This window comes from Streptomyces sp. M92 (assembly GCF_028473745.1).
GTDB lineage: Bacteria > Actinomycetota > Actinomycetes > Streptomycetales > Streptomycetaceae > Streptomyces.
Window position 1 is genome coordinate 6,957,327 of record NZ_CP101137.1, and the last position, 25,441, is coordinate 6,982,767.

Genomic DNA, 25,441 nt, shown 5'->3' on the forward strand with positions numbered 1-25,441 from the left:
GGTACCGCGGGTGTACTGCGCCGGGGCTGGGATCAGCGGGCGTAGTACTCGACGACGAGCTGCTCGTCGCAGATCACCGGGATCTCCTTGCGGTTCGGCTCACGGTCCAGGCGGAACGCCAGGGCCTTGAGGTTCACCTGGAGGTAGCGCGGGGTCTCGCCGTCGGGGGCGAAGCCGCCCTCACGAGCGATCGTGAAGAGGGTCTTCTCCTTGGAGCGCTCGCGCACCTGCACGACGTCGTCCGGACGGACGCGGAAGGACGGCTTGTCGACCTTCTGGCCGTTGACCTGGATGTGGCCGTGGACGACCATCTGGCGGGCCTGGTAGATCGTGCGGGCGATGCCCGAACGCAGGACCAGCGCGTCGAGACGGCGCTCGAGCTCGATGACCAGGGCCTCGCCGGTCTTCATGTTGGTCTTGGAGGCACGCTCGTAGGCGCGGACGAGCTGGCGCTCGCTGAGGTCGTACTGCGCGCGCAGACGCTGCTTCTCGAGCAGACGGACCTTGTAGTCCGAGTTCTGCTTGCGGCCGCGGCCGTGCTCACCCGGCGGGTAGGGGCGGGCCTCGAAGTACTTGACGGCCTTCGGCGTCAGCGCGATGCCGAGGGCACGCGACTTCTTGACCTTGGGGCGGGACTGGTTCGCCACTGTGTCTCTTTCCTAGTTCTCCGGCTTGTCAGGGTTGAGGGAGGTCGCAATCCGCAGCCGGGGAAACCCGCCGGGCCCGTGTTGGGACCTGCCGGGCAGCCGCTCCCCTGGTCTGGGCACATACGTGCAGCACGCGAGTGGCCCACCGACCTCTCCCGGAGCCCCGGGTGGTGGTGGGCTGCCCGCGACACCATCGACGGTGCGCGACGCTCCTGGAACCCCGAAGGGTTCCGGCCGGTTGTCCCGTTCTGACTGCACGGGACTCGGCACTCCGGGCGATTCTACAGGCTGCTCAGGACCGCTTGCGACCGAGGTGCCCGCGGGTCCACTCCACCGCGTCCGCGTACCGGGCCTCGGCGCCGTGCCGGGTCGGGGTGTAGTAGCTGCGGTCCTTCAGCTCGTCCGGGGCGTACTGCTGGGCGGCGATGCCCTCCGGCAGGTCGTGCGGGTACACGTACCCCTGCCCGTGCCCGAGCTTTCCGGCGCCCTTGTAGTGGCTGTCGCGCAGGTGGGCCGGGACCGGCCCGGCGTGTCCCTTGCGCACGTCGTCCAGGGCGGCGCCGATGGCGGTGGTGGCGGCGTTGGACTTGGGGGCGAGGGCCAGGGCGATGGTGGCGTGGCTGAGGGTGAGGGCGGCCTCGGGAAATCCGATCATGGCGACGGCCTGGGCGGCGGCCACGGCGATCGGCAGGGCGTTCGGGTCCGCGAGGCCGATGTCCTCGCTGGCGGAGATCATCAGGCGGCGGGCGATGAAGCGGGGGTCCTCACCGGCCTCGATCATGCGGGCCAGGTAGTGCAGGGCGGCGTCCACGTCGGAGCCGCGGATGGACTTGATCAGGGCGCTGGCTACGTCGTAGTGCTGGTCGCCGTCGCGGTCGTACTTCACCGCGGCCCGGTCGACGGTCGCCTCCAGCGTCGCCAGGGTGACCTCGGCCTCGTCCTGGTCGAGCGCGGCCCCGGCGGCGGCCTCCAGCGCCGTCAGCGCGCGACGGGCGTCGCCGCCGGCGATGCGCAGCAGGTGGTCCTCGGTGTCCTCGGGGAGCGTGACGGCCTCCCCCAGGCCGCGTGCGTCGGTCAGGGCGCGGCGCAGCAGGCCCCGGACGTCGTCGTCGGTGAGCGGTTCGAGGGTGAGGAGGAGGGAGCGGGACAGCAGGGGGGAGATCACCGAGAAGTACGGGTTCTCCGTGGTGGCGGCGATGAGGGTGACCCAGCGGTTCTCCACCGCCGGGAGGAGGGAGTCCTGCTGGGCCTTGCTGAAGCGGTGGATCTCGTCGAGGAAGAGGACGGTCTCCTTGCCGTACCCGCCGACCGCGCGGCGGGCGCCGTCGATGACCGCCCGGACCTCCTTGACGCCCGCGGTGATCGCCGACAGCTCCACGAAGCGCTTGTTGGTGGCCTTTGAGACGACGTACGCCAGCGTGGTCTTGCCGGTGCCGGGCGGTCCCCAGAGGATGACCGAGGAGGGGCCCGCGGGGCCGGAGCCGCCCTCTCCGACCAGTCGGCGCAGGGGGGAACCGGGCTTGAGCAGGTGCTGCTGGCCGACGACCTCGTCGAGGGTGCGCGGACGCATCCGCACGGCGAGAGGGCTGCCGGTCGGGTCCTTCTCCTGGCGTTCTTCTGCTGCGGCGGTGAACAGGTCGGGCTCCACGGACTGAACCCTAAATCACCGCACTGACAAGCGAGCCGCCCGTCAGCTGGTCCAGAAGTCCCACCAGCGGGTCAGGATCATCATGCCGATGATCCCGATGTGCAGCACCGGCAGGACCCAGGTGAACTCGCCGAAGAAGCTCTTGAGCCAGCCCGGCGCGGGCAGGAAGCCCTTGCGGACGTTGAAGGAGGTCACGTACCAGAACATGATGATCGTCGCGGCCCAGGCCAGGCAGCACCACAGGCACAGGGCATTGATCCGGTACAGCGACTGAAACTGCAGCCAGGTGACGAACCCGACACCGAACAAGCAGCCGACGTTGAAGGTCAGCCAGTACCAGCGCGGGAACCGGGCCCCGGCGAGCAGGCTCATGCCGACGCAGACGACGATGCCGTAGGTCACCAGGCCGAGCATCGGGTTGGGGAAGCCGAATACGGAGGCCTGGTCGCTCTCCATGATCGGTCCGCATGCGACGACGGGGTTGAGGCTGCACCCGGGCGTGAAGGTCTCGCCCGCCACCTTCGCCTCGAGCAGCTTGAACTTGTCGAGCGTGATGACCCACGCGGCGAGCACTCCGGCCGCCCCCGTGATCACCAGCAGCAGTGCGAGGGCGCGGCTGCCGCCCTCGGTACGCGGGGTGCGGGTGCCGGGGTCCGGCGCGGACTCTGCCACGGTGGAGACGTCCTTCACTGTCGTCTTGCTCATCACGCCGATTCCGTCACTGGAGGGTCGGACCTGCTTCGGGCAGGGGCCATTGTGCCGCACGGACCTGTATGACCACCGTTCGATGAACCTATGAACGGGTCGGCGCTCACCCGGGAGCGGTGCGTTCCGGCCACCACCCGTTCCCCAGGGGCACGCGCGAGCGAATGCACGTGCCCCTGGAGGGTGTCGCTACGCTAGCCGAGCCGCGACTCCAGCTCCGCGACGATCTCGTTGACACCGATCGCGGTCTGCTCGCCGGACTCCATGTCCTTGAGCTGGACGACGCCCTCGGCCAGGTCGCGCTCGCCCAGGACCAGGGTGTAGCGGGCGCCGGAGCGGTTGGCGGCCTTCATCGCGGCCTTCAGGCCCTTGCCGCCGTAGGAGAAGTCGGCGGCGACGCCGTTCTTGCGCAGCTCGGTGACCTTGGCGAACAGGATCCGGCGGGCCTCCTCGCCCAGCGGGACCGCGAAGACGGAGGTCGCGGACGGGATGTCCAGTTCGATCCCCTCCGCCTCCAGGGCGAGGACGGTGCGGTCGACGCCGAGGGCCCAGCCCACGGACGGGAGGGACGGGCCGCCGATCATCTCGGACAGGCCGTCGTAGCGGCCGCCGCCGCCCACCGCGGACTGCGAGCCGAGGCCGTCGTGGACGAACTCGAACGTCGTGCGGGTGTAGTAGTCCAGGCCGCGCACCAGCTTCGGGTCGTCCTCGAAGACGACGCCGGCCGCCGTGATCAGTTCGCGGACCTCCTCGTGGTACGCCTTGCAGGCGTCGCACAGGTAGTCGCGCAGCAGCGGGGCGTCGGTGAGCTGCTTCTGGACCTCCGGGCGCTTGTCGTCCAGGACGCGCAGCGGGTTGATCTCCGCGCGGCGCAGCGTGTCCTCGTCCAGGTCCAGGCCGCGCAGGAAGTCCTGGAGCGCGGCGCGGTAGACCGGGCGGCACTCCTTGTCGCCCAGGGAGTTGAGGAGGATGCGGAAGTTCCGCAGGCCCAGGGCGCGGTACGACTGGTCGGCGAGGATGATCAGTTCGGCGTCCAGCGCCGGGTCCTCCGCGCCGATCGCCTCGGCGCCGACCTGGGAGAAGTGGCGGTAACGGCCCTTCTGGGGGCGCTCGTAGCGGTACTGCGAGCCGGAGTACCAGACCTTGACCGGCAGGTTGCCCGCCTTGTGCAGGTTGGCCTCCAGGACCGCGCGCAGCACGGGAGCGGTGGTCTCCGGGCGCAGGGCGAGGCGGTCACCGCCCTTGGTCTCGAAGACGTACATCTCCTTGGTCACGATGTCGGTCGACTCGCCGACACCGCGCGCGAAGAGCTCGACGTTCTCGAAGCCGGGCGTCTCGATGTAGCCGTAGCCGGAGTTGCGCAGCGGGGCGGCGATCGCCTCGCGGACCGCCAGGAACTTGGCGGAGTCGGGCGGCAGCAGGTCGTACGTGCCCTTGGGGGCCTTGAAGGTGCTCACGGGAGGTCTCGTCACATTCCTCGTCGGGGAGCCCCGGGGGCTCCCTGGCCGGCCGCCACCTGCCGCAGGTAGGGGTTGGTGGCGCGTTCCTGGCCGATGGTCGTCTGGGGGCCGTGCCCGGACAGCACCACGGTCGAGTCGTCGAGCGGCAGGCACACACGTGCCAGGGACTCGAGCATGTCGTCCATGGAGCCACCGGGGAAGTCGGTGCGTCCGATGGAGCCGGCGAACAGCAGGTCGCCCGAGAACATGACCGGCGGGATGTCCGCCGCCTCGGGCAGGCCGAAGGTCACCGACCCCTTGGTATGGCCCGGCGCGTGCGCGACCGACAGGTTCAGACCGGCCAGCTCCAGCCGCGCTCCGTCGGTCAGCTCCCTGACGTCGTCCGGCTCCCCGACGGTCAGCTCGCCCATGAGCGGCATCCCGATGGTACGGCCGATCCCCTTCTCGGGATCGCTCATCATGTAGCGGTCCCGAGGGTGGATCCAGGCGGGCACGTCGTGCGCGCCGCACACCGGGACGACCGAGGCCACGTGGTCGATGTGGCCGTGGGTGAGGACGACGGCGACGGGCTTGAGCCGATGCTTCTGGATCGCTTCCTCGACTCCGGGGGCCGCCTGGTGGCCCGGGTCGATGATCACGCACTCCTCACCGGCGGCCGGGGCGACGAGATAACAGTTCGTCCCCCAGGCTCCGGCGGGGAACCCGGCAATGAGCACGATCGTCCTTCGTTTGTGTCGGTTCGGGTGGGCTTGCGGAACGACCGCGCCCATGGTCAGAGCCTACCGGCGGTGCCGATTCCTCAGCGAACCCATATACGGTACGGGGCTACACGCCCACGGTCGGCTCATCGCACCCACGCGTACCGGTCGGCACTCGAAGACGCATGAGGAGAGAACCCGGTGGTCAGCCAGGAGCAGCGGCGGCGTCAGCTCGCCCGGGAGAAGTTCTTGCGGCAGCAGCAGCGACGCACGTCCGCGCGACGCAAGGCGCGCATGCGCAACGCTGCGATCGCGTCGGTGCTCGGCGTGATTCTGATCGGCAGCCTCGCGCTGTACACGACGGGCGTGGTCCTGGGGGACGACGACAGCAAGACGAACGCGAGCTCGGAGGTCACGCCGAGCGCCTCCGCGCCCAGCAAGGCGCCGGACCCGTGCGACAAGCCGGCCGAGGGCAAGGTCAAGACGCAGACCTGGGAGAAGGAACCTGCGATGACCATCGACAAGTCGGCGAAGTACACGATGAAGCTGGCGACGACCTGCGGCGACATCGACATCGCGCTGAAGGCGAAGGCGGCGCCGCACACCGTCAACTCGTTCAACTTCCTGGCGGGCAAGGGCTACTTCGACCACACCAAGTGCCACCGGCTCACCACCCAGGGCATCTACGTGCTCCAGTGCGGCGACCCCACCGCCCAGGGCAACGGCGGCCCCGGCTACAACATCCCGGACGAGAACCTGAAGGACAAGAGCCTCAAGGACAACATGTACCCGGCGGGCACAGTGGCGATGGCCAACACCAGCCAGCCGGACTCCGGCGGCAGCCAGTTCTTCCTCGTGTACCAGAACAGCCCGCTGCCGCCCAGCTACACGCCGTTCGGCACCATCTCGGACGAGGGCATGACGGTGCTGAAGAAGATCGCCTCCGCGGGCGAGAGCACCGGCGCGGGCGACGGGGCACCCAACGCGACGGTCGTCATCGACAAGGCCACCGTCACGAAATCCTGACCCTCATCAGCGAAAGTTCGGTCGCGCGGGATGCGGACAGGCCCCCCGCCGGTCGCCTATGTTGGCCGTGACGAAACTGTGGACGATGCCCGGGGGTAGCGAAGCCCCCCGCAGGCATCATGTGGAGGAGGCGCTGTGAGCAGCGACCCGTGGGGCCGCGTCGACGAGACGGGGACCGTGTACGTGCGTACGGCCGACGGCGAGAAGGTCGTCGGTTCCTGGCAGGCGGGCTCCCCCGAGGAGGCGCTGGCCTATTTCGAGCGCAAGTACGAAGGCCTGGTTGTCGAGATCGGCCTCCTCGAGAAGCGCGTGAAGACCACCGACCTGTCGGCGAAGGACGCCCAGACCGCCATCGACCACCTGCGCGAGCAGGTCGACGCGCACCACGCGGTGGGCGACCTGGACGCCCTGCGGACCCGGCTGGACAAGCTCGTCGAGCTGGTGGAGAAGCGCCGCGAGGAGCGGAAGGTCCAGCGGGCGAAGCAGTCCGACGAGGCGCGTGCCGCCAAGGAGGCGCTGGTCGCCGAGGCCGAGGAGCTGGCCCGGTCCGACCAGTGGCGGTCGGCCGGTGAGCGGCTGCGGTCCCTGGTGGACACCTGGAAGGGTCTGCCGCGGCTGGACCGCAAGTCCGACGACGAGCTGTGGCACCGCTTCTCGCACGCGCGGTCGGCGTTCTCCAAGCGGCGCAAGCAGCACTTCGCCCAGCTGGACGCCCAGCGCGAGGAGGCCCGCCGGACCAAGGAACGGCTGGTCTCCGAGGCGGAGGCGCTGTCGAACTCGACGGACTGGGGACCGACGGCCGCGCGCTACCGCGACCTGATGTCCGAGTGGAAGGCCGCGGGCCGCGCGCAGCGCGAGCACGAGGACGACCTGTGGAACCGCTTCCGCGGCGCCCAGGACGTGTTCTTCGCCGCCCGCAGCTCGGTCTTCGCCGAGCGCGACGCCGAGCAGGCGGAGAACCTCAAGCTGAAGGAGGAGCTGGCCGAGGAGGCCGAGAAGCTCCTGCCGGTCACCGACCTGAAGGCGGCCCGCGCCGCGTTCCGCTCGGTGAACGAGCGCTGGGAGGCCATCGGCCACGTGCCGCGCGACGCCCGGCCCAAGGTCGAGGGCCGGATGCACGCCGTGGAGCGGGCGCTCCAGGAGGCCGAGGAGACCGAGTGGCGCCGGACGAACCCGGAGGCACGCGCGCGTGCCGAGGGTCTGACCGGTCAGCTGCAGGCCGCCGTCGACAAGCTCCGGGGCCAGATCGAGCAGGCCCGCTCCCAGGGCAACAACGCGAAGGCCGACAAGCTGGAGCGTGAGCTGGAGGGTCGGCAGGCACTGCTGGACCAGGCGCTGAAGGGGCTGCACGAGTTCGGCGGCTGACGGGTTCACGAGCGAGGGGCTTCCGTACGACGCGTACGGAAGCCCCTCTGCCGTGTCTGTCGCGGCCTACGACGGCCTGCGCGCCGATGTCACCCGGTAGACGTCGTAGACGCCCTCCACGCCGCGTACGGCCTTCAGGACGTGGCCCAGGTGCTTCGGGTCGCCCATCTCGAAGGTGAAGCGGGAGGTGGCCACGCGGTCGCGGGAGGTCTGGACGGCCGCGGAGAGGATGTTGACGTGCTGGTCGGACAGCACGCGGGTGACGTCCGAGAGGAGCCGGGAGCGGTCCAGTGCCTCGACCTGGATGGCGACCAGGAAGACGGACGACTGGGTGGGCGCCCACTCGACCTCGAGGATGCGCTCGGGCTCGCGGGAGAGCGAGTCCACGTTCACGCAGTCGCTGCGGTGGACGGAGACGCCGCTGCCGCGGGTGACGAAGCCGATGATGGGGTCGCCGGGGACCGGTGTGCAGCAGCGGGCCAGCTTGACCCACACGTCCTCTACGCCCTTGACGACGACACCCGGGTCGGCGCTGGTCCGGCGTTTGCGGCCGCGACCGCGGGCCGGCGGGACCGACTCGTCGATCTCCTCGGTGGCCGCCTCCTCGCCGCCGAGCGCCTGGACCAGCTTCTGCACGATGTTCTGCGCGGAGACATGGCCCTCGCCGATCGCCGCGTACAGCGCGGAGATGTCGGAGTAGCGCATCTCGTGCGCGAGGGTGACCAGGGAGTCGCCGGTCAGGATGCGCTGGATCGGCAGGTTCTGCTTGCGCATCGCGCGGACGATGGAGTCCTTGCCCTGCTCGATCGCCTCGTCGCGGCGCTCCTTGGAGAACCAGGCGCGGATCTTGTTGCGGGCGCGCGGCGACTTGACGAAGCCGAGCCAGTCGCGGGAGGGGCCCGCGCCGGCCGCCTTGGAGGTGAAGACCTCCACCAGGTCGCCGTTGTCGAGGGTGGACTCCAGCGGAACCAGGCGGCCGTTGACCCGTGCCCCTATGGTCCGGTGGCCGACCTCGGTGTGGACCGCGTAGGCGAAGTCCACGGGGGTGGCCCCGGCCGGGAGCGCTATGACGTCGCCCTTGGGGGTGAAGACGAAGACCTCGTTGCGGGAGAGGTCGAAGCGCAGGGACTCCAGGAACTCGCCGGGGTCCTCGGTCTCCTTCTGCCAGTCGAGGAGCTGGCGCAGCCACGCCATGTCGTTGAGGTGGTCGTCCTTGCCCTTGCCGGAGGACTTGGGCGCGTCGGAGCGGACCTTGGAGGCGCCGGCGACGGCCTCCTGCTTGTACTTCCAGTGCGCGGCGATGCCGTACTCCGCGCGGCGGTGCATGTCGAAGGTGCGGATCTGCAGCTCGACCGGCTTGCCGTTGGGCCCGATGACCGTCGTGTGCAGCGACTGGTACATGTTGAACTTGGGCATCGCGATGTAGTCCTTGAACCGCCCCGGAACCGGGTTCCAGCGGGCGTGGACCGTGCCGAGCGCCGCGTAGCAGTCGCGGACGGTGTCCACCAGGACTCGGATGCCCACCAGGTCGTAGATCTCCGCGAAGTCACGGCCGCGGACGATCATCTTCTGGTAGACGCTGTAGTAGTGCTTGGGGCGGCCGGTGACGGTCGCCTTGATGCGGGCCGCGCGCAGGTCCTGCTGTACCTCGTCGGTGACGATCGCCAGGTACTCGTCGCGCTTGGGGGCGCGCTCGGCGACCAGGCGGACGATCTCGTCGTACATCTTGGGGTAGAGGATCGCGAAGGCGAGGTCCTCCAGCTCCCACTTGATGGTGTTCATGCCCAGGCGGTGGGCGAGCGGCGCGTAGATCTCCAGGGTCTCGCGCGCCTTCTTCTCCTGCTTCTCCCGCTTGAGGTAGCGCATGGTGCGCATGTTGTGCAGGCGGTCGGCGAGCTTGATGACCAGGACGCGCGGGTCCTTCGCCATGGCGACGACCATCTTGCGGACGGTCTCGGCCTGCGCGGCCTCGCCGAACTTGACCTTGTCGAGCTTGGTGACGCCGTCGACGAGGAGGGTGACGACATCGCCGAAGTCGCGGCGCAGGTCCTCCAGGCCGTACTCGGTGTCCTCCACGGTGTCGTGCAGCAGGCCCGCCATGAGCGTGGCCGGGTCCATGCCCAGCTCGGCGAGGATGGTGGTGACGGCGAGCGGGTGGGTGATGTACGGGTCGCCGCTCTTGCGCTTCTGACCGCGGTGCCAGCGTTCGGCGACCTGGTAGGCGCGCTCGATCTGGCGCAGGGTCGCCGTCTCGATCTTGGGGTCGTTGCTGCGCACTATCCGCAGCAGGGGCTCCAGGACCGGGTTGTACGGGTTGGCGCGCTGCACGCCGAGGCGGGCGAGGCGGGCGCGAACGCGGTTGGAGGAGCCGGAGCGGGCGGGCTGCCCGGCGGGGGTGCGGACCACGGGCGCGTTGCGTTCGCGCTCGGGCGGCATGGGCTTGGGACGCGGCTGCTGCTCGGCCGGCTTGTCGACCGGGGCGGACGGGGCGTGCCGGATCGGCCCGCGGGTGTCGTTCTTGGCCTGGGGCGCGCTCGGCGCGGGCTTCGCCGCGGACGCCGAGGAGGACTCGGGCTTTGCGGCGGTCAGTGGCTGGGCCTCGTCTGGCAAGAGGACTCCTCGTGCGCGATCCGGGTCCCCCGGTCAGGCTCCGGAGTCCCCATGGTAGCGATCCCGCACCCCGGGATCGCCTTCAGGCCGATGTGAGGGCCGTCAACCCGTGAAACGCCTGGGGCGGGCGCCGGATTCCTCCGGGCCCGCCCCAGGCGTGCGGCAGGTGCGCTCAGACGGTGAGCAGCGCCTTCAGCGGCGCTCCGGCCAGGGCCGGCTCCAGACGGGTCCGGCCGTTCAAAAACCCCAGCTCCATCAGGACGGCGAGGCCGCAGACCTCGGCACCGGCCCGGCGGATGAGCTCCACCGAGGCCTCGGCGGTGCCACCGGTGGCGAGGACGTCGTCGACGACCAGCACGCGGTCGCCCGCGCTCAGGTCCTCGGCGTGCACCTCGATCTCGGCGGAGCCGTACTCCAGGTCGTAGGCCTGGCTCAGGGTGGCTCCGGGGAGCTTGCCCGCCTTGCGTACGGGGATGAAACCGAGGTCGGCCCGCAGCGCCACGGGGGCGCCCAGGATGAAGCCCCGGGCCTCCAGGCCGACGACCTTGGTGGCGCCGGTGTCCCGGGCCACCTCGGCGAGCGCGCCGGTGAGCGCGGCGAAGGCGGCCGGGTCCGCCAGGAGCGGGGTGATGTCCTTGAACACCACGCCCGGCTCCGGGTGGTCCACCACGTCCCGGATGCGGCTGAGCAGCAGCTCCGTGAGGTCGGTCGTCTCGGTCATCGGCGCTTCCCCGAGGGTCGGCCGCGGCCCCGGGCGCGGGCGGCGGGCTGGGTGCGCGGGCCGACGACGGCGGGGGCCACGTCGCCGGGCTCGTCGGTCTCGTCGTCGTAGCGCTCGTCGTCGTGCGACTCCACCGGCTCGCCCTTGGCTCCTGCCTGGGCGCGCTTGGCGAGGACACGCTTCTTGAGGGACTTCATCTGCGGCTCGGCCTCCTTGAGGTCGGCGACGAGCGGCGTGGCGATGAAGATCGACGAGTAGGCGCCGGCCGCGAGACCCACGAACAGCGACAGCGAGATGTCGTTGAGCATGCCGGCCCCGAGGACACCGCCACCGATGAACAGCAGGCCCGCCACCGGCAGCAGCGCGACCACCGTGGTGTTGACGGAACGGACCAGGGTGCTGTTGATCGAGCGGTTGGCGATCTCGCCGTACGTCCAGCGGGTCTGTTTGGTGATGTCTCTCGTCTGTTCCTTGAGGCTGTCGAAGACGACGACCGTGTCGTAGAGCGAGTAGCCGAGGATCGTGAGCAGACCGATCACCGTGCCGGGCGTGACCTCGAAGCCGACGAGGGCGTAGATGCCGACGGTGATGGTGATGTCGTGGACCAGCGCGACGAACGCGGCCAGTGCCATGCGCCACTCGAAGGCGATGGCCAGGTAGATGACCACGAGGACCATGAAGATCCCGAGGCCCTGCCACGCCTTGTTCGCGATCTGGTCGCCCCAACTCGGGCCGACCAGGTCGGCGGCGATCTTCGACGCCGGGACGTCGAGGTCCTTGGAGAGCTCTTCCTTGATCTGGTCCGAGGCCGCTGTGTCGGTGCCCGAGATCTGGATGCGGAGGCTGCCGTCACCGAGCTTCTGGACGATCGCGTCGTGGCCCGAGGCCTCTTCCGCGTAGGTCTCGGCCTGGGAGACCGAGGCGCTCACGTTCTTCGGGGTGGTGAAGACCGCGCCGCCCTGGAACTCGATGCCCATGTGCAGGCCGCGCACCGCCAGACCGACGATCGCCGTGATGGTGATCAGGATGGAGATGCCGTACCAGAGCTTGCGGTTCTTGACGAAGTCGTAGCCGACCTCACCGTGGTGCAGTCGGGCGCCGAGGTTGCCGAGCTTTCCCATCTCACGCCTCCTTCGGGTCGACGGGGCCGGCGACGGGGCGCGCGGGACGGCGGGTACGGCGCAGCGGCGGCTTGGCGCCCAGGCTCTTCGGGTCGAGGCCGGACCACTTGTGGCCGCTCGCGAAGAACTTGCGGCGGGCCATCAGCGTCAGCAGCGGCTTGGTGAAGAGGAACACCACCACCACGTCGAGCAGGGTGGTCAGGCCGAGCGTGAACGCGAAACCCTGGACCTTGCCGACGGTGACGACGAACAGGACCGCGGCGGCGAGGAAGGAGACGAAGTCGGAGACCAGGATGGTGCGCCGGGCGCGCGGCCAGGCCCGCTCGACGGCGGGTCGCAACGAGCGGCCCTCCCGGATCTCGTCGCGGACGCGTTCGAAGTACACGATGAACGAGTCCGCCGTGATGCCGATCGCGACGATGGCACCGCACACGGCCGGCAGGTTGAGCGCGAAGCCGATGGCCGGGCCGAGCAGCGACATGATCACGTACGTGAGCCCCGCGGAGACGAAGAGCGAGGCGACGGCGATGAACGACAGGCCGCGGTAGTACACCAGCAGGTACATGATGACCAGGGCGAGGCCGATCGCACCGGCGATCAGACCGGCCTTGAGCTGGTCACCGCCGAGCGCGGCGGTGACGGTGGTGACGCTGTCCTCCTTGAAGGTCAGCGGCAGGGCACCGTAGGAGAGCATGTTGGCGAGGCCCTCGGCCTCCTCCTGGTCGAAGTTGCCGGAGATCTCCGCGCTGCCGCCGGTGAGCGCCTGACTGACGTAGGGATCGGAGACGACCTCGTTGTCCAGGACGATGGCGAACTGGTTCTGCGGGGACTGGTTCTGGGCGAGCTTGCCGGTGATGTCGGCGAACTTCTTGGCGCCCTCGTCCGTGAACTTCATGGTCACGGTCCAGCCGGCACCGGTCTGGGTGTTCAGTACGGCTTCGGACTCGTCGACGTCCGTGCCGTCGACCGCGGCGGGGCCGAGGATGTACTTCTGCCACTGGCCCTGCGCGTTCTGACCGCAGGCGACCATCGACTCGCCGGGCTTGGCACCGTCACCGGCCTTGGCGCGGGCGCCCGCGTCGGTGCAGTCCAGCTTCGCGTACTGCTCCTGCAGCTTGGCGGCCGCGTCGTCGCCGGAGGCGCTGGCGCTCGGGGACGGGGATGCGCCGTCGGACTCCTTGGCGGAGGCGGAGGGGCTGGGGTCGGCCTTGAGGGCGTCGCTCGCGGCGCGGCCCTGGGGACTGGCGCTCGCCGACGCGGCGTCGGACGGCGCGTCGCTCGCCTTGCCGCCGTCGGTGGCCTTGTCCTCGTCCGCGCCGTCCGTCGCCTTGTCCGTCGGCTCGCCGGAGGCGTTCCCGGTGGCGCTCGGCGAGGGGCTGCCGGTCGCGCCGGGGCCGGACAGCTCCGTGGCTACGACCGGGCGGAAGTAGAGCTTGGCGGTGGTGCCGACCTGCTCCCGGGCCTTCTCGGAATTCGTGCCCTTGGGAATGTTGACGATGATGTTCCGGTCGCCTTGGGTCTGAACCTCGGCTTCGGACACACCCAGACCATTGACACGGCGCTCCATGATGCCGACCGCGGTGTTCATGTTGGTCTTGTTGATCGCCGATTCCTGGCCCTCTTCCGGAACCGCACGGAGCGTGATGCTCGTGCCGCCGGCGAGGTCGATACCGAGACGCGGAGTCGTGTGTCCGGAGGCGAACATGCCCCCGGTGAGCGCCACGATGGCGATCAGGATCAGGGCCAGCGAGCGCCCGGGCCTACTCTGAGCGCTCGCGTTCTTTCCCTTTTTAGGTGCTACCACCTTTGCGTACTCCCTCTCGGGCCGCGTCGCGCCGGGTAGGCGTCACCGGCGGCCATCACATGGTGTCGGAATCCGTGCGAGCCGCGCGTCGCACGGGGTGCGCGGGAACGGTCCGCGCACCCCGGAGCACGGCTTACTTCGCCTCGGAACCGCCGTCGGACTTCTTCGCCTGCTCGTCCGCCTTGGCCTCGGCGGACGTGGCGCCGGCCGTCGGCTCGTCGGCCGACGTGTCGTCGGCGTCCTTCTTGCCGAGGTCGACGGACTTGTCGCCGGAGGCGTCAGCGGCGTCGGCGGAGGCGTCGGTCCCGGTGAGGGAGGAGGCATCGTCCGGGACGATGTCGGAGTCGGACTTCAGGTCGTGCTCGATGCCGTGGACGATGCGGTTGTACTCCTCGTCCGTGAGGACGGCACCGATGGAGTTCTTGGCGAAGAGGAGTTCCACACCCGGGCCGGCGTCAAGGAGGACCGTGTCGTCGTTGACCTCCTTGACCGTGGCGTACATGCCCCCGATGGTGCGGACGCCGGAACCGGGCTGCATCTGGTTCCGCATGTCGACGGCCTGCTGCTGCTTCTTCTTCGCCGACCGGGTCATCAGGAACATGGCCCCGATGAGCACGATGAACGGGAGGAGGGTCACGAGACTCACGGGTCGGTACTTCCTTCACACGACCGCAATTGGTGAGCGGCCTGATGGTTGGGGGTGTGTACGCCGCCGACAAGGGCGGCATCGGCGGAGTCTAAGCGAGTCCGCGCGCATGGAACAACGCTCAGCATGGCACCGGGGTTCCTGCTCCGGCGAATGTCCTCTTCGTGACGGTGCCGTCACGTCCCGAACAAGTCCTGTTGTCCGTTTCCGGAACTCTGCGCGCGCGGCGGGGTGAGGCCGAGATGCGCCCATGCCGCCGGGGTCGCCACCCGTCCGCGCGGGGTGCGGGCCAGCAGGCCCTCCCGTACGAGGAACGGTTCGGCGACCTCTTCCACTGTCTCACGCTCCTCCCCCACGGCGACGGCGAGCGTGGACAGGCCGACCGGGCCGCCGCCGAACAGCTTGAGCAGGGCTTCCAGCACGCCCCGGTCCAGCCGGTCCAGGCCCCGGGCGTCGACCTCGTAGACCGCGAGGGCGGCGGCGGCGATCTCCTGGGTGATCAGGCCGTCGGCCTTGACCTGGGCGTAGTCGCGGACCCGGCGCAGCAGGCGGTTGGCGATGCGGGGGGTGCCGCGGGAGCGGCCGGCGATCTCGGCGGCACCGGCCGGGTCGATCTCGACGTCGAGCAGGCCGGCGGAGCGGTGGACGACCCGTTCCAGTTCGGCCGGTCCGTAGAACTCCATGTGGGCGGTGAAGCCGAAGCGGTCACGCAGCGGGGGCGGCAGCAGGCCCGCGCGCGTCGTGGCGCCGACGAGGGTGAAGGGGGGCAGCTCCAGGGGGATGGCGGTGGCGCCCGGTCCCTTGCCGACGATGACGTCGACGCGGAAGTCCTCCATCGCCATGTAGAGCATCTCCTCGGCGGGCCGCGACATGCGGTGGATCTCGTCGAGGAAGAGGACCTCGCCCTCCTGGAGGGAGGAGAGGATCGCCGCGAGGTCGCCGGCGTGCTGGATGGCGGGGCCGGAGGTGATGCGGATGGGGGCGCCCATCTCGGCAGCGATGATCATCGAGAGGGTGGTCTTGCCGAGGCCGGGGGCGCCCGAGAGCAGGACGTGGTCGGCGGTCGCCCCTCGCGCGCGGGCGGCGCGCAGGACGAGGTCGAGCTGCTCACGGACCTTTTCCTGGCCGATAAACTCGCCCAGGTCCTTGGGGCGCAGGGCGGCCTCGACGGCCTGGTCCTCGCCGTCGGCGGCCGGACCCACCAGCCGGTCGGCGGCTTCGGTGCCGGTCGTGTCGTCGTCCCAGTTCACGGTGTGAGTCTCCTAGCCGGCTATCGGGCGCGGTTGAGCGTCTGGAGGGCCGCCTTCAGCAGCTGTCCCACCTGGGGCGTGCCCTCGGCGGCCTCCGCCTGGGGCGTCACGGCGGTGACGGCCTCGTCGGCCTCGCGGGTGGCGTACCCGAGGCCGATCAGGGCGGCGTGCAGCTGGTCGCGCCAGCCGGCGCTGACCGGGGCGCCGACGGCGGGGGCGCCGACCGGTTCGCCGAGGCGGTCCTTCAGCTCCAGCAGCAGTTTCTGGGCGCCCTTCTTGCCGATGCCGGGGACGGCGGTGAGCGCCTTCTCGTCGCCGGTGGACACCGCCCTGCGCAGGGCGTCGGGACTGTGCACGGCCAGCATCGCCTGCGCGAGGCGGGGGCCCACGCCGCTGGCGGTCTGGAGGAGCTCGAAGACCTGGCGCTCGTCGTCGTCGGCGAAGCCGTACAGGGTGAGCGAGTCCTCGCGCACGACGAGTGAGGTGGCGAGTTTGGCGGGCTTGCCGAGCCGGAGCGTGGAGAGCGTGTTCGGCGTGCACTGGACGGCCATGCCGACGCCGCCGACCTCGACCACCGCGGCGTCGGGGGCGAGGGCGGCGACGGTGCCGCTGACGAAGGCGATCATGTCGTACGGCCTTTCGGGACGTGCGGGGTGCGGGGGGCACGGGACGCGTGCAGGGCCACGGCCTGCTGGAGCCGGTTCTGCGCGGGGGCGCGCCAGATGTGGCAGATGGCGAGGGCGAGGGCGTCCGCGGCGTCGGCCGGCTTCGGGGGCGCGGCGAGCCGCAGCAGACGGGTGACCATGGCGCCGACCTGCGCCTTGTCCGCGCGGCCGCTGCCGGTGACGGCGGCCTTGACCTCGCTCGGGGTGTGCAGGGCGACGGGGATGCCGCGGCGGGAGGCGCACAGGATCGCCACGGCGCTGGCCTGGGCGGTGCCCATGACCGTGCGGACGTTGTGCTGGCTGAAGACGCGCTCCACGGCGACGAACTCCGGCCGGTGCTCGTCGAGCCACTGGTCGATGCCCTGCTCGACGGCGACGAGGCGGTGGCCGAGGTCCGCGTCCGCCGGCGTGCGGACGACGCCCACGCCGACCATGGTGAGCGGTCTGCCCGCCACCCCCTCGACGACCCCGACCCCGCACCGGGTCAGGCCGGGGTCCACCCCCAGTACGCGCACGGCCGCCCCTCCCATCGATCACCTGTTTGTGCAGGCTATCGGGTGGCACTGACAAAGCGGCGGGCCGACGGGGTGTGTCCCGTCGGCCCGCTGAGCCAGTGGACGCGTTACGCGTCGACCTTCTCCATGACCTCGTCGCTCACGTCGAAGTTGGCGAAGACGTTCTGCACGTCGTCGCTGTCCTCCAGGGCGTCGATCAGCTTGAAGATCTTCCGGGCGCCGTCCTCGTCCAGCTCGACCTGCATGGTCGGGACGAAGTTGGCGTCGGCGGACTCGTAGTCGATGCCGGCGTCCTGGAGGGCCGTGCGGACGGCGACCAGGTCGGTGGCCTCGCTGAGCACCTCGAAGGACTCGCCGAGGTCGTTGACCTCCTCGGCGCCCGCGTCGAGGACGGCACCGAGGACGTCGTCCTCGCCGAGGTCGCCCTTGGGGACGATCACGACGCCCTTGCGGTTGAACAGGTACGACACCGAGCCGGGGTCGGCCATGGAGCCGCCGTTGCGGGTCATGGCGACGCGGACGTCGGAGGCGGCGCGGTTGCGGTTGTCGGTGAGGCACTCGATGAGCACCGCGACACCGTTCGGACCGTAGCCCTCGTACATGATCGTCTCGTAGTCGGCGCCACCGGCCTCGAGGCCGGCGCCGCGCTTGACCGCGGAGTCGATGTTCTTGTTCGGGACCGACTGCTTCTTCGCCTTCTGGATGGCGTCGTACAGCGTCGGGTTGCCGTCGATGTCGGCACCGCCCATGCGGGCCGCGACTTCGATGTTCTTGATCAGCTTCGCGAAGAGCTTGCCGCGCTTGGCATCGATGACGGCCTTCTTGTGCTTCGTCGTGGCCCATTTAGAGTGGCCGGACATCTGCCTGTCTCCTTCGCGTAACCCGTCTTTGTACGAACGGGGGAATCCTACAAGGACTCCGGGGCCCCGTTCGCGCGCACCATGTCTGCGAAGAGGCGGTGCACGCGGTGGTCGCCGGTCAGCTCCGGGTGGAACGACGTGGCCAGCGCGTTGCCCTGGCGGACGGCGACGATGTGGCCGTCGTGCTCGGCGAGCACCTCGACCGAGGCGCCCACGGACTCGACCCAGGGGGCGCGGATGAAGACGCCCTCCACCGGATCGCCACCGACGCCCCTGACGTCGACGGCCGCCTCGAAGGACTCGTTCTGCCGCCCGAAGGCGTTGCGGCGCACGATCATGTCGATGCCGCCGACCGTCTCCTGCCCGGAGCGCGGGTCGAGGATCTTGTCGGCCAGCATGATCATGCCGGCGCAGGTGCCGTAGACCGGCATGCCGTTCCGCACGCGCGCGCGCAGGGGCTCCATCACTTTGAAGAGGACGGCCAGTTTGGAGATGGTGGTGGACTCGCCGCCGGGGACGACCAGGCCGTCGACCTCGGCGAGTTCTTCGGGGCGCCTCACCGGCCTGGCCACGGCGTCGGCCGCGGCCAGGGCGACGAGGTGTTCCCGTACATCGCCCTGGAGGGCCAGGACGCCGATCACGGGGGTGTCACTCATGGGATCGGTGCCTTACCAGCCGCGGTTGGCGTAGCGCTCGGTCTCGGGCAGGGTGTCGCAGTTGATGCCGACCATGGCCTCGCCGAGGTTGCGGGAGGCGTCCGCGACGATCTTCGGGTCGTCGTAGAAGGTGGTCGCCTTCACGATGGCGGCGGCGCGCTTGGCGGGGTCGCCGGACTTGAAGATGCCGGAGCCGACGAAGACGCCCTCGGCGCCGAGCTGGCGCATGAGCGCGGCGTCGGCGGGAGTGGCGACACCGCCGGCGGAGAAGAGGACCACCGGCAGCTTGCCCAGCTCGGAGACCTCCTTGACCAGCTCGTACGGGGCGCGCAGTTCCTTGGCGGCGGCGTACAGCTCGTTGTTGTCGTAGCCGCGCAGGCGGGCGATCTCGTTCTTGATCTGGCGCAGGTGGCGGACGGCCTCGACGACGTTGCCGGTGCCGGCCTCGCCCTTGGAGCGGATCATCGCGGCACCCTCGGCGATGCGGCGCAGGGCCTCGCCGAGGTTGGTGGCGCCGCAGACGAAGGGCGTCGTGAAGGCGAACTTGTCGCTGTGGTTGACCTCGTCGGCCGGGGTGAGGACCTCGGACTCGTCGATGTAGTCCACGCCGAGGGACTGCAGGACCTGGGCCTCGACGAAGTGGCCGATGCGGGACTTGGCCATCACCGGGATGGAGACCGCCTCGATGATGCCCTCGATCATGTCCGGGTCGGACATCCGGGCCACGCCGCCGTCCTTGCGGATGTCGGCGGGGACGCGCTCCAGGGCCATGACGGCGACGGCGCCCGCGTCCTCGGCGATCTTCGCCTGCTCGGGCGTGACGACGTCCATGATCACGCCGCCCTTGAGCTGCTCGGCCATGCCGCGCTTCACGCGGGCGGTGCCGGTCTCGGGGGCCTGGTCTTCAAAGAGCGTGCTGGACACGGGTACCTCGCTGGGAGAAGGGGGTTTCTGCAGCAACGAGGAAACGTGAGGGGACCAGGCCACAGCAAGGGCCAATGAGAAGGCGGTGGATCGTTTTCGGTGTCGGGGCCGCTACGCGGCCCGCTCGACCAGCGCGGTCGGGGACTCGTCGTCCATCTCGAACGCCAGCGGGAACGGCGCGTGCCCGGCGAGGCGGAACCAGCGGACCTTGCGGTGCTCGCGCAGCCGGCGCGCGGCTCCCACCGCGTCGTTGTGGAAGCGCCGGGCCATCGGGACCCGTCGCACGGCCTCGGCCAGCTCGTGGGCCGCCTCCACTCCCCCGGGCGCCTCGCGCAGGGCGTCCACCTGCTGCGGCTCGGCGAACACCGCGCGCAGCGCCTGGCTCAGCTCGCTCTCGGCGACCTCCCGCTGCTCCTCCTCCGCCTGCCGGGCGGCGTGCGCCGCCTCGTACAGGACGATGGAGGCGGCCGGGTCGAGGACGCCGGAGGTGGCCAGTTCCTGGGCCACGGACGCCCTGCGCAGCAGCTGCGCGTCGAGGGCGGCACGCGCCGCGTCGATCCGGGCGTGCAGGCGGTCCAGGCGGCCGGCCGTCCAGCTGAGGTAGAGGCCGACGGCCACGAGGACGACCAGGATCCAGATGAGAGTTGCGGTCACGGGCCGCAACCCTAGTCAACCCCGGGCGGGCCGGGAATTCCGACGTCCCTTCGGAAGCCTGCCTCCGGGGCCCCGCGCTCAGTCCCTCGCCAGCCCGAAGCGGGCGCGCAGGCCCGTCGCCCGGTCGTCCGTCGCCACGGCCGCCGCGCCCGCCGTCACCGTCTCGTAGACGGACAGGATGTCCGCGCCGACCGTGGACCAGTCGAAGCGCCGTACGTGGGCACTGCCGCGCTCGCGCAGCGCCGCCCGGCGTTGTGGGTCCGCCAGCAGCCGCACGGCCGCCTCGGCCAGCGCGTCGGCGTCCTCGTTGGGGAACAGTTCGCCGGCCGCCCCCTGGTCGAGGACCTGGGCGAAGGCGTCGAGGTCCGAAGCGAGCACGGGGGCGCCGGCCGACATGGCCTCGACGAGGATGATGCCGAAGCTCTCGCCGCCGGTGTTGGGGGCGACGTACAGGTCGACGCTGCGCAGGAAGCGGGCCTTGTCCTCGTCGCTGACCATGCCGAGGAACTCCACGCGTGAGCGCAGCTCGGCGGGCAGGGAGGCCACCGCCTCCTTCTCGTCGCCGCGTCCGGCGACCAGCAGCCGGGCCTGCGGGCGGGCGGCGAGGATCTTCGGCAGGGCCCGCATGAGCACCGGCAGCCCCTTGCGGGGCTCGTCGATACGGCCGACGAAGCCGATGGTGTCCCCCTGCCACTCGGGCTTGGGCTCGGCGTCGGCGAAGAAGTCGACGTCGACGCCGTTGGGGATGACGACCGCGTCCCCGCCGAGGTGCTCGACGAGGGTGCGACGGGCGTACTCGCTCACCGCGATCCGGGCGCTGATCTTCTCCAGGGCGGCCTGGAGGATCGAGTACGCGGCGATCATCGCGCGGGAGCGCGGGTTGGACGTGTGGAAGGTGGCCACGATCGGGCCCTGCGCGGCCCAGCAGGTGAGCAGGCCGAGCGAGGGCGAGGTCGGCTCGTGGATGTGGATCACGTCGAAGCCGCCGTCGTGCAGCCAGCGCCGTACCCGGGCCGCCGACAGGAAGCCGAAGTTGAGGCGGGCCACCGAGCCGTTGTACGGCACCGGCACCGCGCGGCCGGCCGAGACGACGTACGGGGGCAGCGGGGTGTCGTCGTCGGCCGGGGCGAGGACGGACACCTCGTGGCCGAGGCGGATGAAGTACTCGGCCAGGTCCCGGATGTGGAACTGGACGCCGCCCGGCACGTCCCAGGAGTACGGGCAGACGATGCCGATCCTCACCGGTCGCCCCGCTCGCGCGCCCCGGGTGCCTTGGCCGGGTCGAGATCCTTCAGCCACAAGCGCTGCAGCATGTGCCAGTCCTCCGGGTGCTCGGCGATTCCCGTGGCGAAGGCGTCGGCCAGCGCCTGTGTCATGACAGACGTCTTCTCGGCCCGGGTACCTGACTCGGGGGCCTCGACCGGCGGATGCACCCGGCCCTGCATCACGGGCGAGTCGTCGTACCAGAGCGTCACGGGCAGGAGCCGTGCGCCGGTCTGCTGGGCGAGCAGGGCGGGGCCGGCGGGCATGCGGGCCGTCTCGCCGAAGAAGTCGACCTCCACGCCGGATGCGGAAAGGTCGCGGTCGGCGACCAGGCAGACCAGGCCGCCGTCGCGCAGTCGCCGGGCCAGCGTGCCGAAGGCGGTGCCGCCGCTGTGCGGCAGGACCTCCATGCCGAGCCCTTCGCGGTAGGCGACGAAGCGGTCGTACAGGGTCTCCGGCTTGAGGCGCTCGGCGACCGTCGTGAAGGGGATGCCGAGTTTGGTGGTGACCCAGGCGCCGGCCAGGTCCCAGTTGGCCAGGTGCGGCAGGGCGAGGATCACGCCCTTGCCCGCGTCCATGCCGTCGGTGAGGTGGTGCAGGTCCTTGGGGGCGAAGCCCGCCTCGACGCGCTCGGTGCTCCACGCCGGGAGACGGAAGGACTCCATCCAGTAGCGCAGGTAGGACCGCATGCCCGCGCGGGAGAGCGCGGCGAGCCGCTCGGGGCCCGCCTCGGGCACCACGCGCGCGTAGTTGCCCTCCAGCCGCCGCACACCCGTGCCGCGCTGCTTCCAGGCGACGTCCGCGATGGTGCGGCCCAGGCGCACGGCGACCGGCTCGGGCAGCTTCTTGACGGTGCTCCAGCCGGCGCCGTACAGGGCGTCGGCCAGCCGGTCCCGAGTGCTCACTTCGCCGCCTCGGTGCCCTGGCTGTTCTGCGCGGCGGCGTCGGCCTCGGCGGCCTCGCGGCGGACCGTGACGACGCGCTGGACCAACGTGACCAGGCTGCCGACGGCGACGATCCACAGGGCGACGGGCAGCAGGTACTGGATGCCGGGCACGCCGAACGCGTGCAGGCCCGCGAACCCGGCGGCGACCAGCGAGACGACCAGGCGCTCGGCCCGCTCGACCAGGCCGTTGACCGCGACCGGCAGCCCGATCGACTCGCCGCGCGCCTTGGTGTACGACACCACCTGGCCGCTCGCCAGGCAGAAGATGGACACGGCGCACAGCGCGATGTTGTCGCCCGCGCCCGCGTACCAGAGGGCGAAGCCGCCGAAGATCGCGCCGTCGGCGACCCGGTCCAGCGTGGAGTCCAGGAACGCGCCCCAGCGGCTGGAGCGGCCGAGCTGGCGGGCCATGTTGCCGTCGACCAGGTCGGAGAAGACGAAGAGCGTGATCACGACCGTGCCCCAGAAGAACTCGCCCATGGGGTAGAAGACCAGCGCTCCCGCGACCACACCCGCGGTGCCGAGCAGCGTGACCGTGTCCGGGCTCACGCCCCGGCGGATGAGAAACGCGGCGAACGGTGTGAGGACACGCGTAAAAAATGCACGCGCGTACTTGTTCAGCATGGCCTTCCCGACGGTCGGTGTGGCCGCGGCCCCTGCTGGCCACCGGCTGGCCCATCGTAGTCACGCACGCGCGCGGGCGACGGACGGGCACCCGGACCCGCTGGTGGGCGGCCGGCGGGCGGCGGGATCGGGTCCTTCGTATGGACGCCGCGTGACGGGAGTGGAAAGCTCGAAGAACCGCGGGCGTCGCCGGAGCCGCCAGTGCACGCGGTGCCGCGTGTCCGCGCCCACAGTGACCTCACCGTGCACGGGAGGCAAGGACATGGGCGACAAGGCACACACCCACCCCGGAGCCGCCGGCAGGGCAACGGCGGCCGACCGTCCCGCGTCCGTACGGAACGTGGTGCTGGTCGGCCACTCCGGAGCGGGCAAGACGACTCTGGTGGAAGCCCTCGCGCTGACGGCGGGGGCGGTGAACCGGGCGGGCCGCGTGGAGGACGGCGGCTGCGTCTCGGACTACGACGAGATGGAGCACCGGCAGCAGCGCTCCGTACAGCTCTCCCTGGTGCCCGTCGAATGGGACGGCATCAAGGTCAACCTCCTGGACACCCCCGGGTACGCCGACTTCGTCGGTGAGCTGAGGGCCGGTCTGCGCGCGGCGGACGCGGCCCTCTTCGTCGTCTCGGCCTCCGACGGGGTGGACGGCTCGACGCGCATGGTCTGGGAGGAGTGCGCCGCCGTCGGCATGCCCCGCGCCATCGTGGTCACGCACCTGGAGGCCGCCCGCGCGGACTTCGAGGAGATGACCCGGATCTGCGCGGAGGCCTTCGGCGGGGACGACCCCGACGCCGTGCTGCCGCTGTACCTGCCGCTGCACGGCCCGCCGGCGCCCGACGGGCACGCGCCCGTGACGGGGCTCACCGGACTGCTGACGCGGAAGCTGTTCGACTACGCCTCGGGCGAGCGCGTGGAGTCCGAGCCGGGCGAGGAGCAGCTGCCGCGGATCGACGAGGCCCGTTCCCTGCTGATCGAGGGGATCATCTCGGAGAGCGAGGACGAGACCCTCATGGAGCGCTACCTCGGCGGCGAACAGGTCGACGTCAAGACGCTCGTCGAGGACCTGGAGCGGGCCGTGGCGCGCGGCGTGTTCTTCCCCGTCCTGGCCGCCGCCCCCGCCGCCGAGGGCGCCCGGCAGGGGCTCGGCACGGTCGAGCTGCTGGAGCTGGTCACCCGGGGCTTCCCCACGCCCCTGGAGCGCGCGGCGCCCCGGGTCACCACGCCCGACGGTGTGCCGCGCGAGCTGCGGCTGTGCGACCCCGAGGAGTCGCTGGTCGCGGAGGTCGTCAAGACGTCCTCCGACCCGTACGTGGGGCGGATCTCGCTGGTCCGGGTGTTCTCCGGCACCCTGCGCGCCGACCAGACGGTGCACGTCTCCGGGCACGGACTGGCCGACCGGGGCCACGAGGACCATGACGTCGACGAGCGGATCGGCGCCCTGTCCACGCCGTTCGGCAAGCAGCAACGGCCGGTCCCGCACGTGATCGCGGGCGACCTGGCGTGCGTGGCCAAGCTGAGCCGCGCGGAGACCGGGGACACGATCTCGGCCAAGGACGACCCGCTGCTGATGGCCCCGTGGGAGATGCCCGACCCACTGCTGCCGCTCGCCATCCAGGCGCACAGCAAACCCGACGAGGACAAGCTCTCCCAGGGCCTGGCACGGCTGGTCGCCGAGGACCCGACGATGCGCCTGGAGCAGAACCAGGACACCCACCAGGTGGTCCTGTGGTGCCTGGGCGAGGCGCACGCCGACGTCGCCCTGGAACGGCTGCGCAGCCGCTACGGCGTCCAGGTCGACGTCGTACCCCACCGGGTCTGCCTGCGGGAGACGTTCGGCGGCAGGGCGGCCGGGCGGGGACGGCATGTCAAGCAGTCCGGCGGGCACGGACAGTACGCCATCTGCGAGATCGAGGTGGAGCCGCTGCCGGGCGGCTCGGGCATCGAGTTCGTGGACAAGGTGGTCGGCGGCGCCGTGCCCCGGCAGTTCATCCCGTCCGTCGAGAAGGGCGTGCGCGCACAGGCCGCCAAGGGCGTCGCCGCGGGCCACCCGCTGATCGACGTGCGGGTGACGCTGCTGGACGGCAAGGCGCACTCCGTGGACTCCTCCGACGCCGCCTTCCAGACGGCGGGCGCGCTGGCGCTGCGGGAGGCCGCCGCCGAGGCGAAGATCCACCTGCTGGAGCCGGTCGCCGAGGTGAGCGTGCTGGTCGGCGACGACTACGTGGGCGCCGTGATGAGCGACCTGTCGGGGCGGCGCGGCAAGGTGCTCGGCACCGAGCAGACCAGCGGCGGGCGGACCGTGGTCCGGGCCGAGGTGCCCGAGATGGAGATCGGCCGGTACGCGGTGGACCTGCGCTCCCTCTCGCACGGCACCGCGCGCTTCGACCGCCGCTACGCACGGCACGAACCGATGCCGCAGCAGGTCGCGGAGCGCCTGCGGGAGGAACTGCGAGCCGCGTCCTGACGCTGTCGGACCGGCGCGGGGCTCCCCGTCCCCTCCCCCGCGCCCGGCGCGCTCCCCCGGCGCACGGGGGCGCACCCCTGCGCCGACCCGCGCGTGCGGGGGCGCCTTTGGCCGTCCGGTGACGCACGTCGGTGCCTGCGGATACGCTGATGACCTGATCAACAGGTGTGCG

The 25,441-nt window shown here is 70.9% G+C and carries 23 protein-coding genes; 3 read left to right on the top strand and 20 right to left on the bottom strand.

Going from position 1 to position 25,441, the window contains the following annotated elements:
- Nucleotides 1-32 precede the first annotated feature (32 nt).
- The 5 genes from rpsD to M6G08_RS32100 all read right to left on the bottom strand — a co-directional run bounded on the left by rpsD (nucleotide 33) and on the right by M6G08_RS32100 (nucleotide 5,176).
- Nucleotides 33-647 carry a 30S ribosomal protein S4 gene (gene rpsD, locus M6G08_RS32080; RefSeq protein WP_030185023.1) on the bottom strand — a complete coding sequence of 205 codons (615 nt, stop codon included), beginning with the start codon at nucleotides 645-647 and terminating at the stop codon, nucleotides 33-35.
- Between the two features lie 292 nt (nucleotides 648-939).
- A complete protein-coding gene (locus M6G08_RS32085) occupies nucleotides 940-2,295 on the bottom strand; it encodes a replication-associated recombination protein A (RefSeq protein WP_272590642.1) in 1,356 nt (451 codons plus the stop codon).
- 42 nt (nucleotides 2,296-2,337) lie between these two features.
- Entirely contained in the window at nucleotides 2,338-3,000 is a 663-nt protein-coding gene (locus M6G08_RS32090; RefSeq protein WP_272590643.1) for a vitamin K epoxide reductase family protein, read from the bottom strand.
- Nucleotides 3,001-3,194: 194 nt separating this feature from the next.
- On the bottom strand, nucleotides 3,195-4,457 hold the full coding sequence (gene hisS, locus M6G08_RS32095) for a histidine--tRNA ligase (RefSeq protein WP_073730817.1): 1,263 nt from the start codon (nucleotides 4,455-4,457) through the stop codon (nucleotides 3,195-3,197).
- A gap of 11 nt (nucleotides 4,458-4,468) precedes the next feature.
- The gene (locus M6G08_RS32100; protein ID WP_272590644.1) at nucleotides 4,469-5,176 is read right to left on the bottom strand and encodes an MBL fold metallo-hydrolase; all 708 of its coding nucleotides are present in this window, start codon (nucleotides 5,174-5,176) and stop codon (nucleotides 4,469-4,471) included.
- A gap of 183 nt (nucleotides 5,177-5,359) precedes the next feature.
- Between M6G08_RS32100 and M6G08_RS32105 the strand changes: the two genes are divergently transcribed.
- Both M6G08_RS32105 and M6G08_RS32110 read left to right on the top strand, forming a co-directional pair.
- On the top strand, nucleotides 5,360-6,184 hold the full coding sequence (locus tag M6G08_RS32105; protein WP_272590645.1) for a peptidylprolyl isomerase: 825 nt from the start codon (nucleotides 5,360-5,362) through the stop codon (nucleotides 6,182-6,184).
- 135 nt (nucleotides 6,185-6,319) lie between these two features.
- Nucleotides 6,320-7,549: a DUF349 domain-containing protein gene (locus M6G08_RS32110; protein ID WP_272590646.1), complete on the top strand. Its 1,230-nt coding sequence runs from the start codon at nucleotides 6,320-6,322 to the stop codon at nucleotides 7,547-7,549.
- Between the two features lie 66 nt (nucleotides 7,550-7,615).
- On the opposite strand, the gene relA is transcribed toward M6G08_RS32110, so the two are convergent.
- The 15 genes from relA to pgsA all read right to left on the bottom strand — a co-directional run bounded on the left by relA (nucleotide 7,616) and on the right by pgsA (nucleotide 22,808).
- Nucleotides 7,616-10,159, bottom strand: a complete 2,544-nt coding sequence (relA, locus tag M6G08_RS32115) for a GTP pyrophosphokinase (RefSeq protein ID WP_272590647.1) — start codon at nucleotides 10,157-10,159, stop codon at nucleotides 7,616-7,618.
- Between the two features lie 172 nt (nucleotides 10,160-10,331).
- A complete protein-coding gene (locus M6G08_RS32120) occupies nucleotides 10,332-10,880 on the bottom strand; it encodes an adenine phosphoribosyltransferase (protein ID WP_272590648.1) in 549 nt (182 codons plus the stop codon).
- Nucleotides 10,877-12,001 (bottom strand): protein translocase subunit SecF, encoded by a 1,125-nt coding sequence (gene secF / locus M6G08_RS32125; protein ID WP_272590649.1) that lies wholly within the window; start codon nucleotides 11,999-12,001, stop codon nucleotides 10,877-10,879. The genes M6G08_RS32120 and secF overlap by 4 nt, the downstream gene beginning before the upstream one ends.
- Nucleotide 12,002: 1 nt before the next feature.
- Entirely contained in the window at nucleotides 12,003-13,805 is a 1,803-nt protein-coding gene (gene secD, locus M6G08_RS32130) for a protein translocase subunit SecD (RefSeq protein ID WP_272590650.1), read from the bottom strand.
- Between the two features lie 133 nt (nucleotides 13,806-13,938).
- The gene (gene yajC / locus M6G08_RS32135; protein ID WP_272590651.1) at nucleotides 13,939-14,451 is read right to left on the bottom strand and encodes a preprotein translocase subunit YajC; all 513 of its coding nucleotides are present in this window, start codon (nucleotides 14,449-14,451) and stop codon (nucleotides 13,939-13,941) included.
- 176 nt (nucleotides 14,452-14,627) lie between these two features.
- Nucleotides 14,628-15,701 (bottom strand): Holliday junction branch migration DNA helicase RuvB, encoded by a 1,074-nt coding sequence (gene ruvB / locus M6G08_RS32140; protein ID WP_073730826.1) that lies wholly within the window; start codon nucleotides 15,699-15,701, stop codon nucleotides 14,628-14,630.
- Nucleotides 15,702-15,721: 20 nt separating this feature from the next.
- Nucleotides 15,722-16,327 (bottom strand): Holliday junction branch migration protein RuvA, encoded by a 606-nt coding sequence (gene ruvA / locus M6G08_RS32145; protein ID WP_272590652.1) that lies wholly within the window; start codon nucleotides 16,325-16,327, stop codon nucleotides 15,722-15,724.
- Complete coding sequence (gene ruvC / locus M6G08_RS32150; RefSeq protein ID WP_272590653.1) at nucleotides 16,324-16,881, bottom strand: crossover junction endodeoxyribonuclease RuvC; 558 nt, start codon at nucleotides 16,879-16,881, stop codon at nucleotides 16,324-16,326. Before ruvC ends, ruvA begins: the two co-directional genes overlap by 4 nt.
- 107 nt (nucleotides 16,882-16,988) lie before the next feature.
- Nucleotides 16,989-17,741, bottom strand: a complete 753-nt coding sequence (locus M6G08_RS32155) for a YebC/PmpR family DNA-binding transcriptional regulator (protein ID WP_272590654.1) — start codon at nucleotides 17,739-17,741, stop codon at nucleotides 16,989-16,991.
- Between the two features lie 47 nt (nucleotides 17,742-17,788).
- Entirely contained in the window at nucleotides 17,789-18,397 is a 609-nt protein-coding gene (gene pdxT, locus M6G08_RS32160; RefSeq protein ID WP_272590655.1) for a pyridoxal 5'-phosphate synthase glutaminase subunit PdxT, read from the bottom strand.
- 12 nt (nucleotides 18,398-18,409) lie between these two features.
- Entirely contained in the window at nucleotides 18,410-19,321 is a 912-nt protein-coding gene (gene pdxS / locus M6G08_RS32165; RefSeq protein WP_272590656.1) for a pyridoxal 5'-phosphate synthase lyase subunit PdxS, read from the bottom strand.
- Nucleotides 19,322-19,432: 111 nt separating this feature from the next.
- The gene (locus tag M6G08_RS32170) at nucleotides 19,433-19,975 is read right to left on the bottom strand and encodes a LemA family protein (RefSeq protein WP_272590657.1); all 543 of its coding nucleotides are present in this window, start codon (nucleotides 19,973-19,975) and stop codon (nucleotides 19,433-19,435) included.
- A gap of 78 nt (nucleotides 19,976-20,053) precedes the next feature.
- Complete coding sequence (locus tag M6G08_RS32175) at nucleotides 20,054-21,217, bottom strand: glycosyltransferase family 4 protein (protein WP_272590658.1); 1,164 nt, start codon at nucleotides 21,215-21,217, stop codon at nucleotides 20,054-20,056.
- A complete protein-coding gene (locus M6G08_RS32180; RefSeq protein WP_272590659.1) occupies nucleotides 21,214-22,143 on the bottom strand; it encodes a phosphatidylinositol mannoside acyltransferase in 930 nt (309 codons plus the stop codon). Before M6G08_RS32180 ends, M6G08_RS32175 begins: the two co-directional genes overlap by 4 nt.
- A complete protein-coding gene (gene pgsA, locus M6G08_RS32185; RefSeq protein WP_443048992.1) occupies nucleotides 22,140-22,808 on the bottom strand; it encodes a phosphatidylinositol phosphate synthase in 669 nt (222 codons plus the stop codon). Before pgsA ends, M6G08_RS32180 begins: the two co-directional genes overlap by 4 nt.
- Before the next feature lie 262 nt (nucleotides 22,809-23,070).
- Here pgsA and M6G08_RS32190 point away from each other — a divergent pair, with 262 nt between their 5' ends.
- A complete protein-coding gene (locus tag M6G08_RS32190; RefSeq protein WP_272590661.1) occupies nucleotides 23,071-25,269 on the top strand; it encodes an elongation factor G-like protein EF-G2 in 2,199 nt (732 codons plus the stop codon).
- Nucleotides 25,270-25,441 lie beyond the last annotated feature (172 nt).

What these genes read in the sequence shown, in the direction of transcription:
- ruvA (WP_272590652.1), bottom strand. Translation starts at nt 16,327, where the DNA reads ATGATCGCCTTCGTCAGCGGCACCGTCGCCGCCCTCGCCCCCGACGCC.
- secF (WP_272590649.1), bottom strand. Translation starts at nt 12,001, where the DNA reads ATGGGAAAGCTCGGCAACCTCGGCGCCCGACTGCACCACGGTGAGGTC.
- M6G08_RS32190 (WP_272590661.1), top strand. Translation starts at nt 23,071, where the DNA reads ATGGGCGACAAGGCACACACCCACCCCGGAGCCGCCGGCAGGGCAACG.
- pdxT (WP_272590655.1), bottom strand. Translation starts at nt 18,397, where the DNA reads ATGAGTGACACCCCCGTGATCGGCGTCCTGGCCCTCCAGGGCGATGTA.
- pgsA (WP_443048992.1), bottom strand. Translation starts at nt 22,808, where the DNA reads ATGCTGAACAAGTACGCGCGTGCATTTTTTACGCGTGTCCTCACACCG.
- M6G08_RS32155 (WP_272590654.1), bottom strand. Translation starts at nt 17,741, where the DNA reads ATGTCCGGCCACTCTAAATGGGCCACGACGAAGCACAAGAAGGCCGTC.
- M6G08_RS32120 (WP_272590648.1), bottom strand. Translation starts at nt 10,880, where the DNA reads ATGACCGAGACGACCGACCTCACGGAGCTGCTGCTCAGCCGCATCCGG.
- M6G08_RS32090 (WP_272590643.1), bottom strand. Translation starts at nt 3,000, where the DNA reads ATGAGCAAGACGACAGTGAAGGACGTCTCCACCGTGGCAGAGTCCGCG.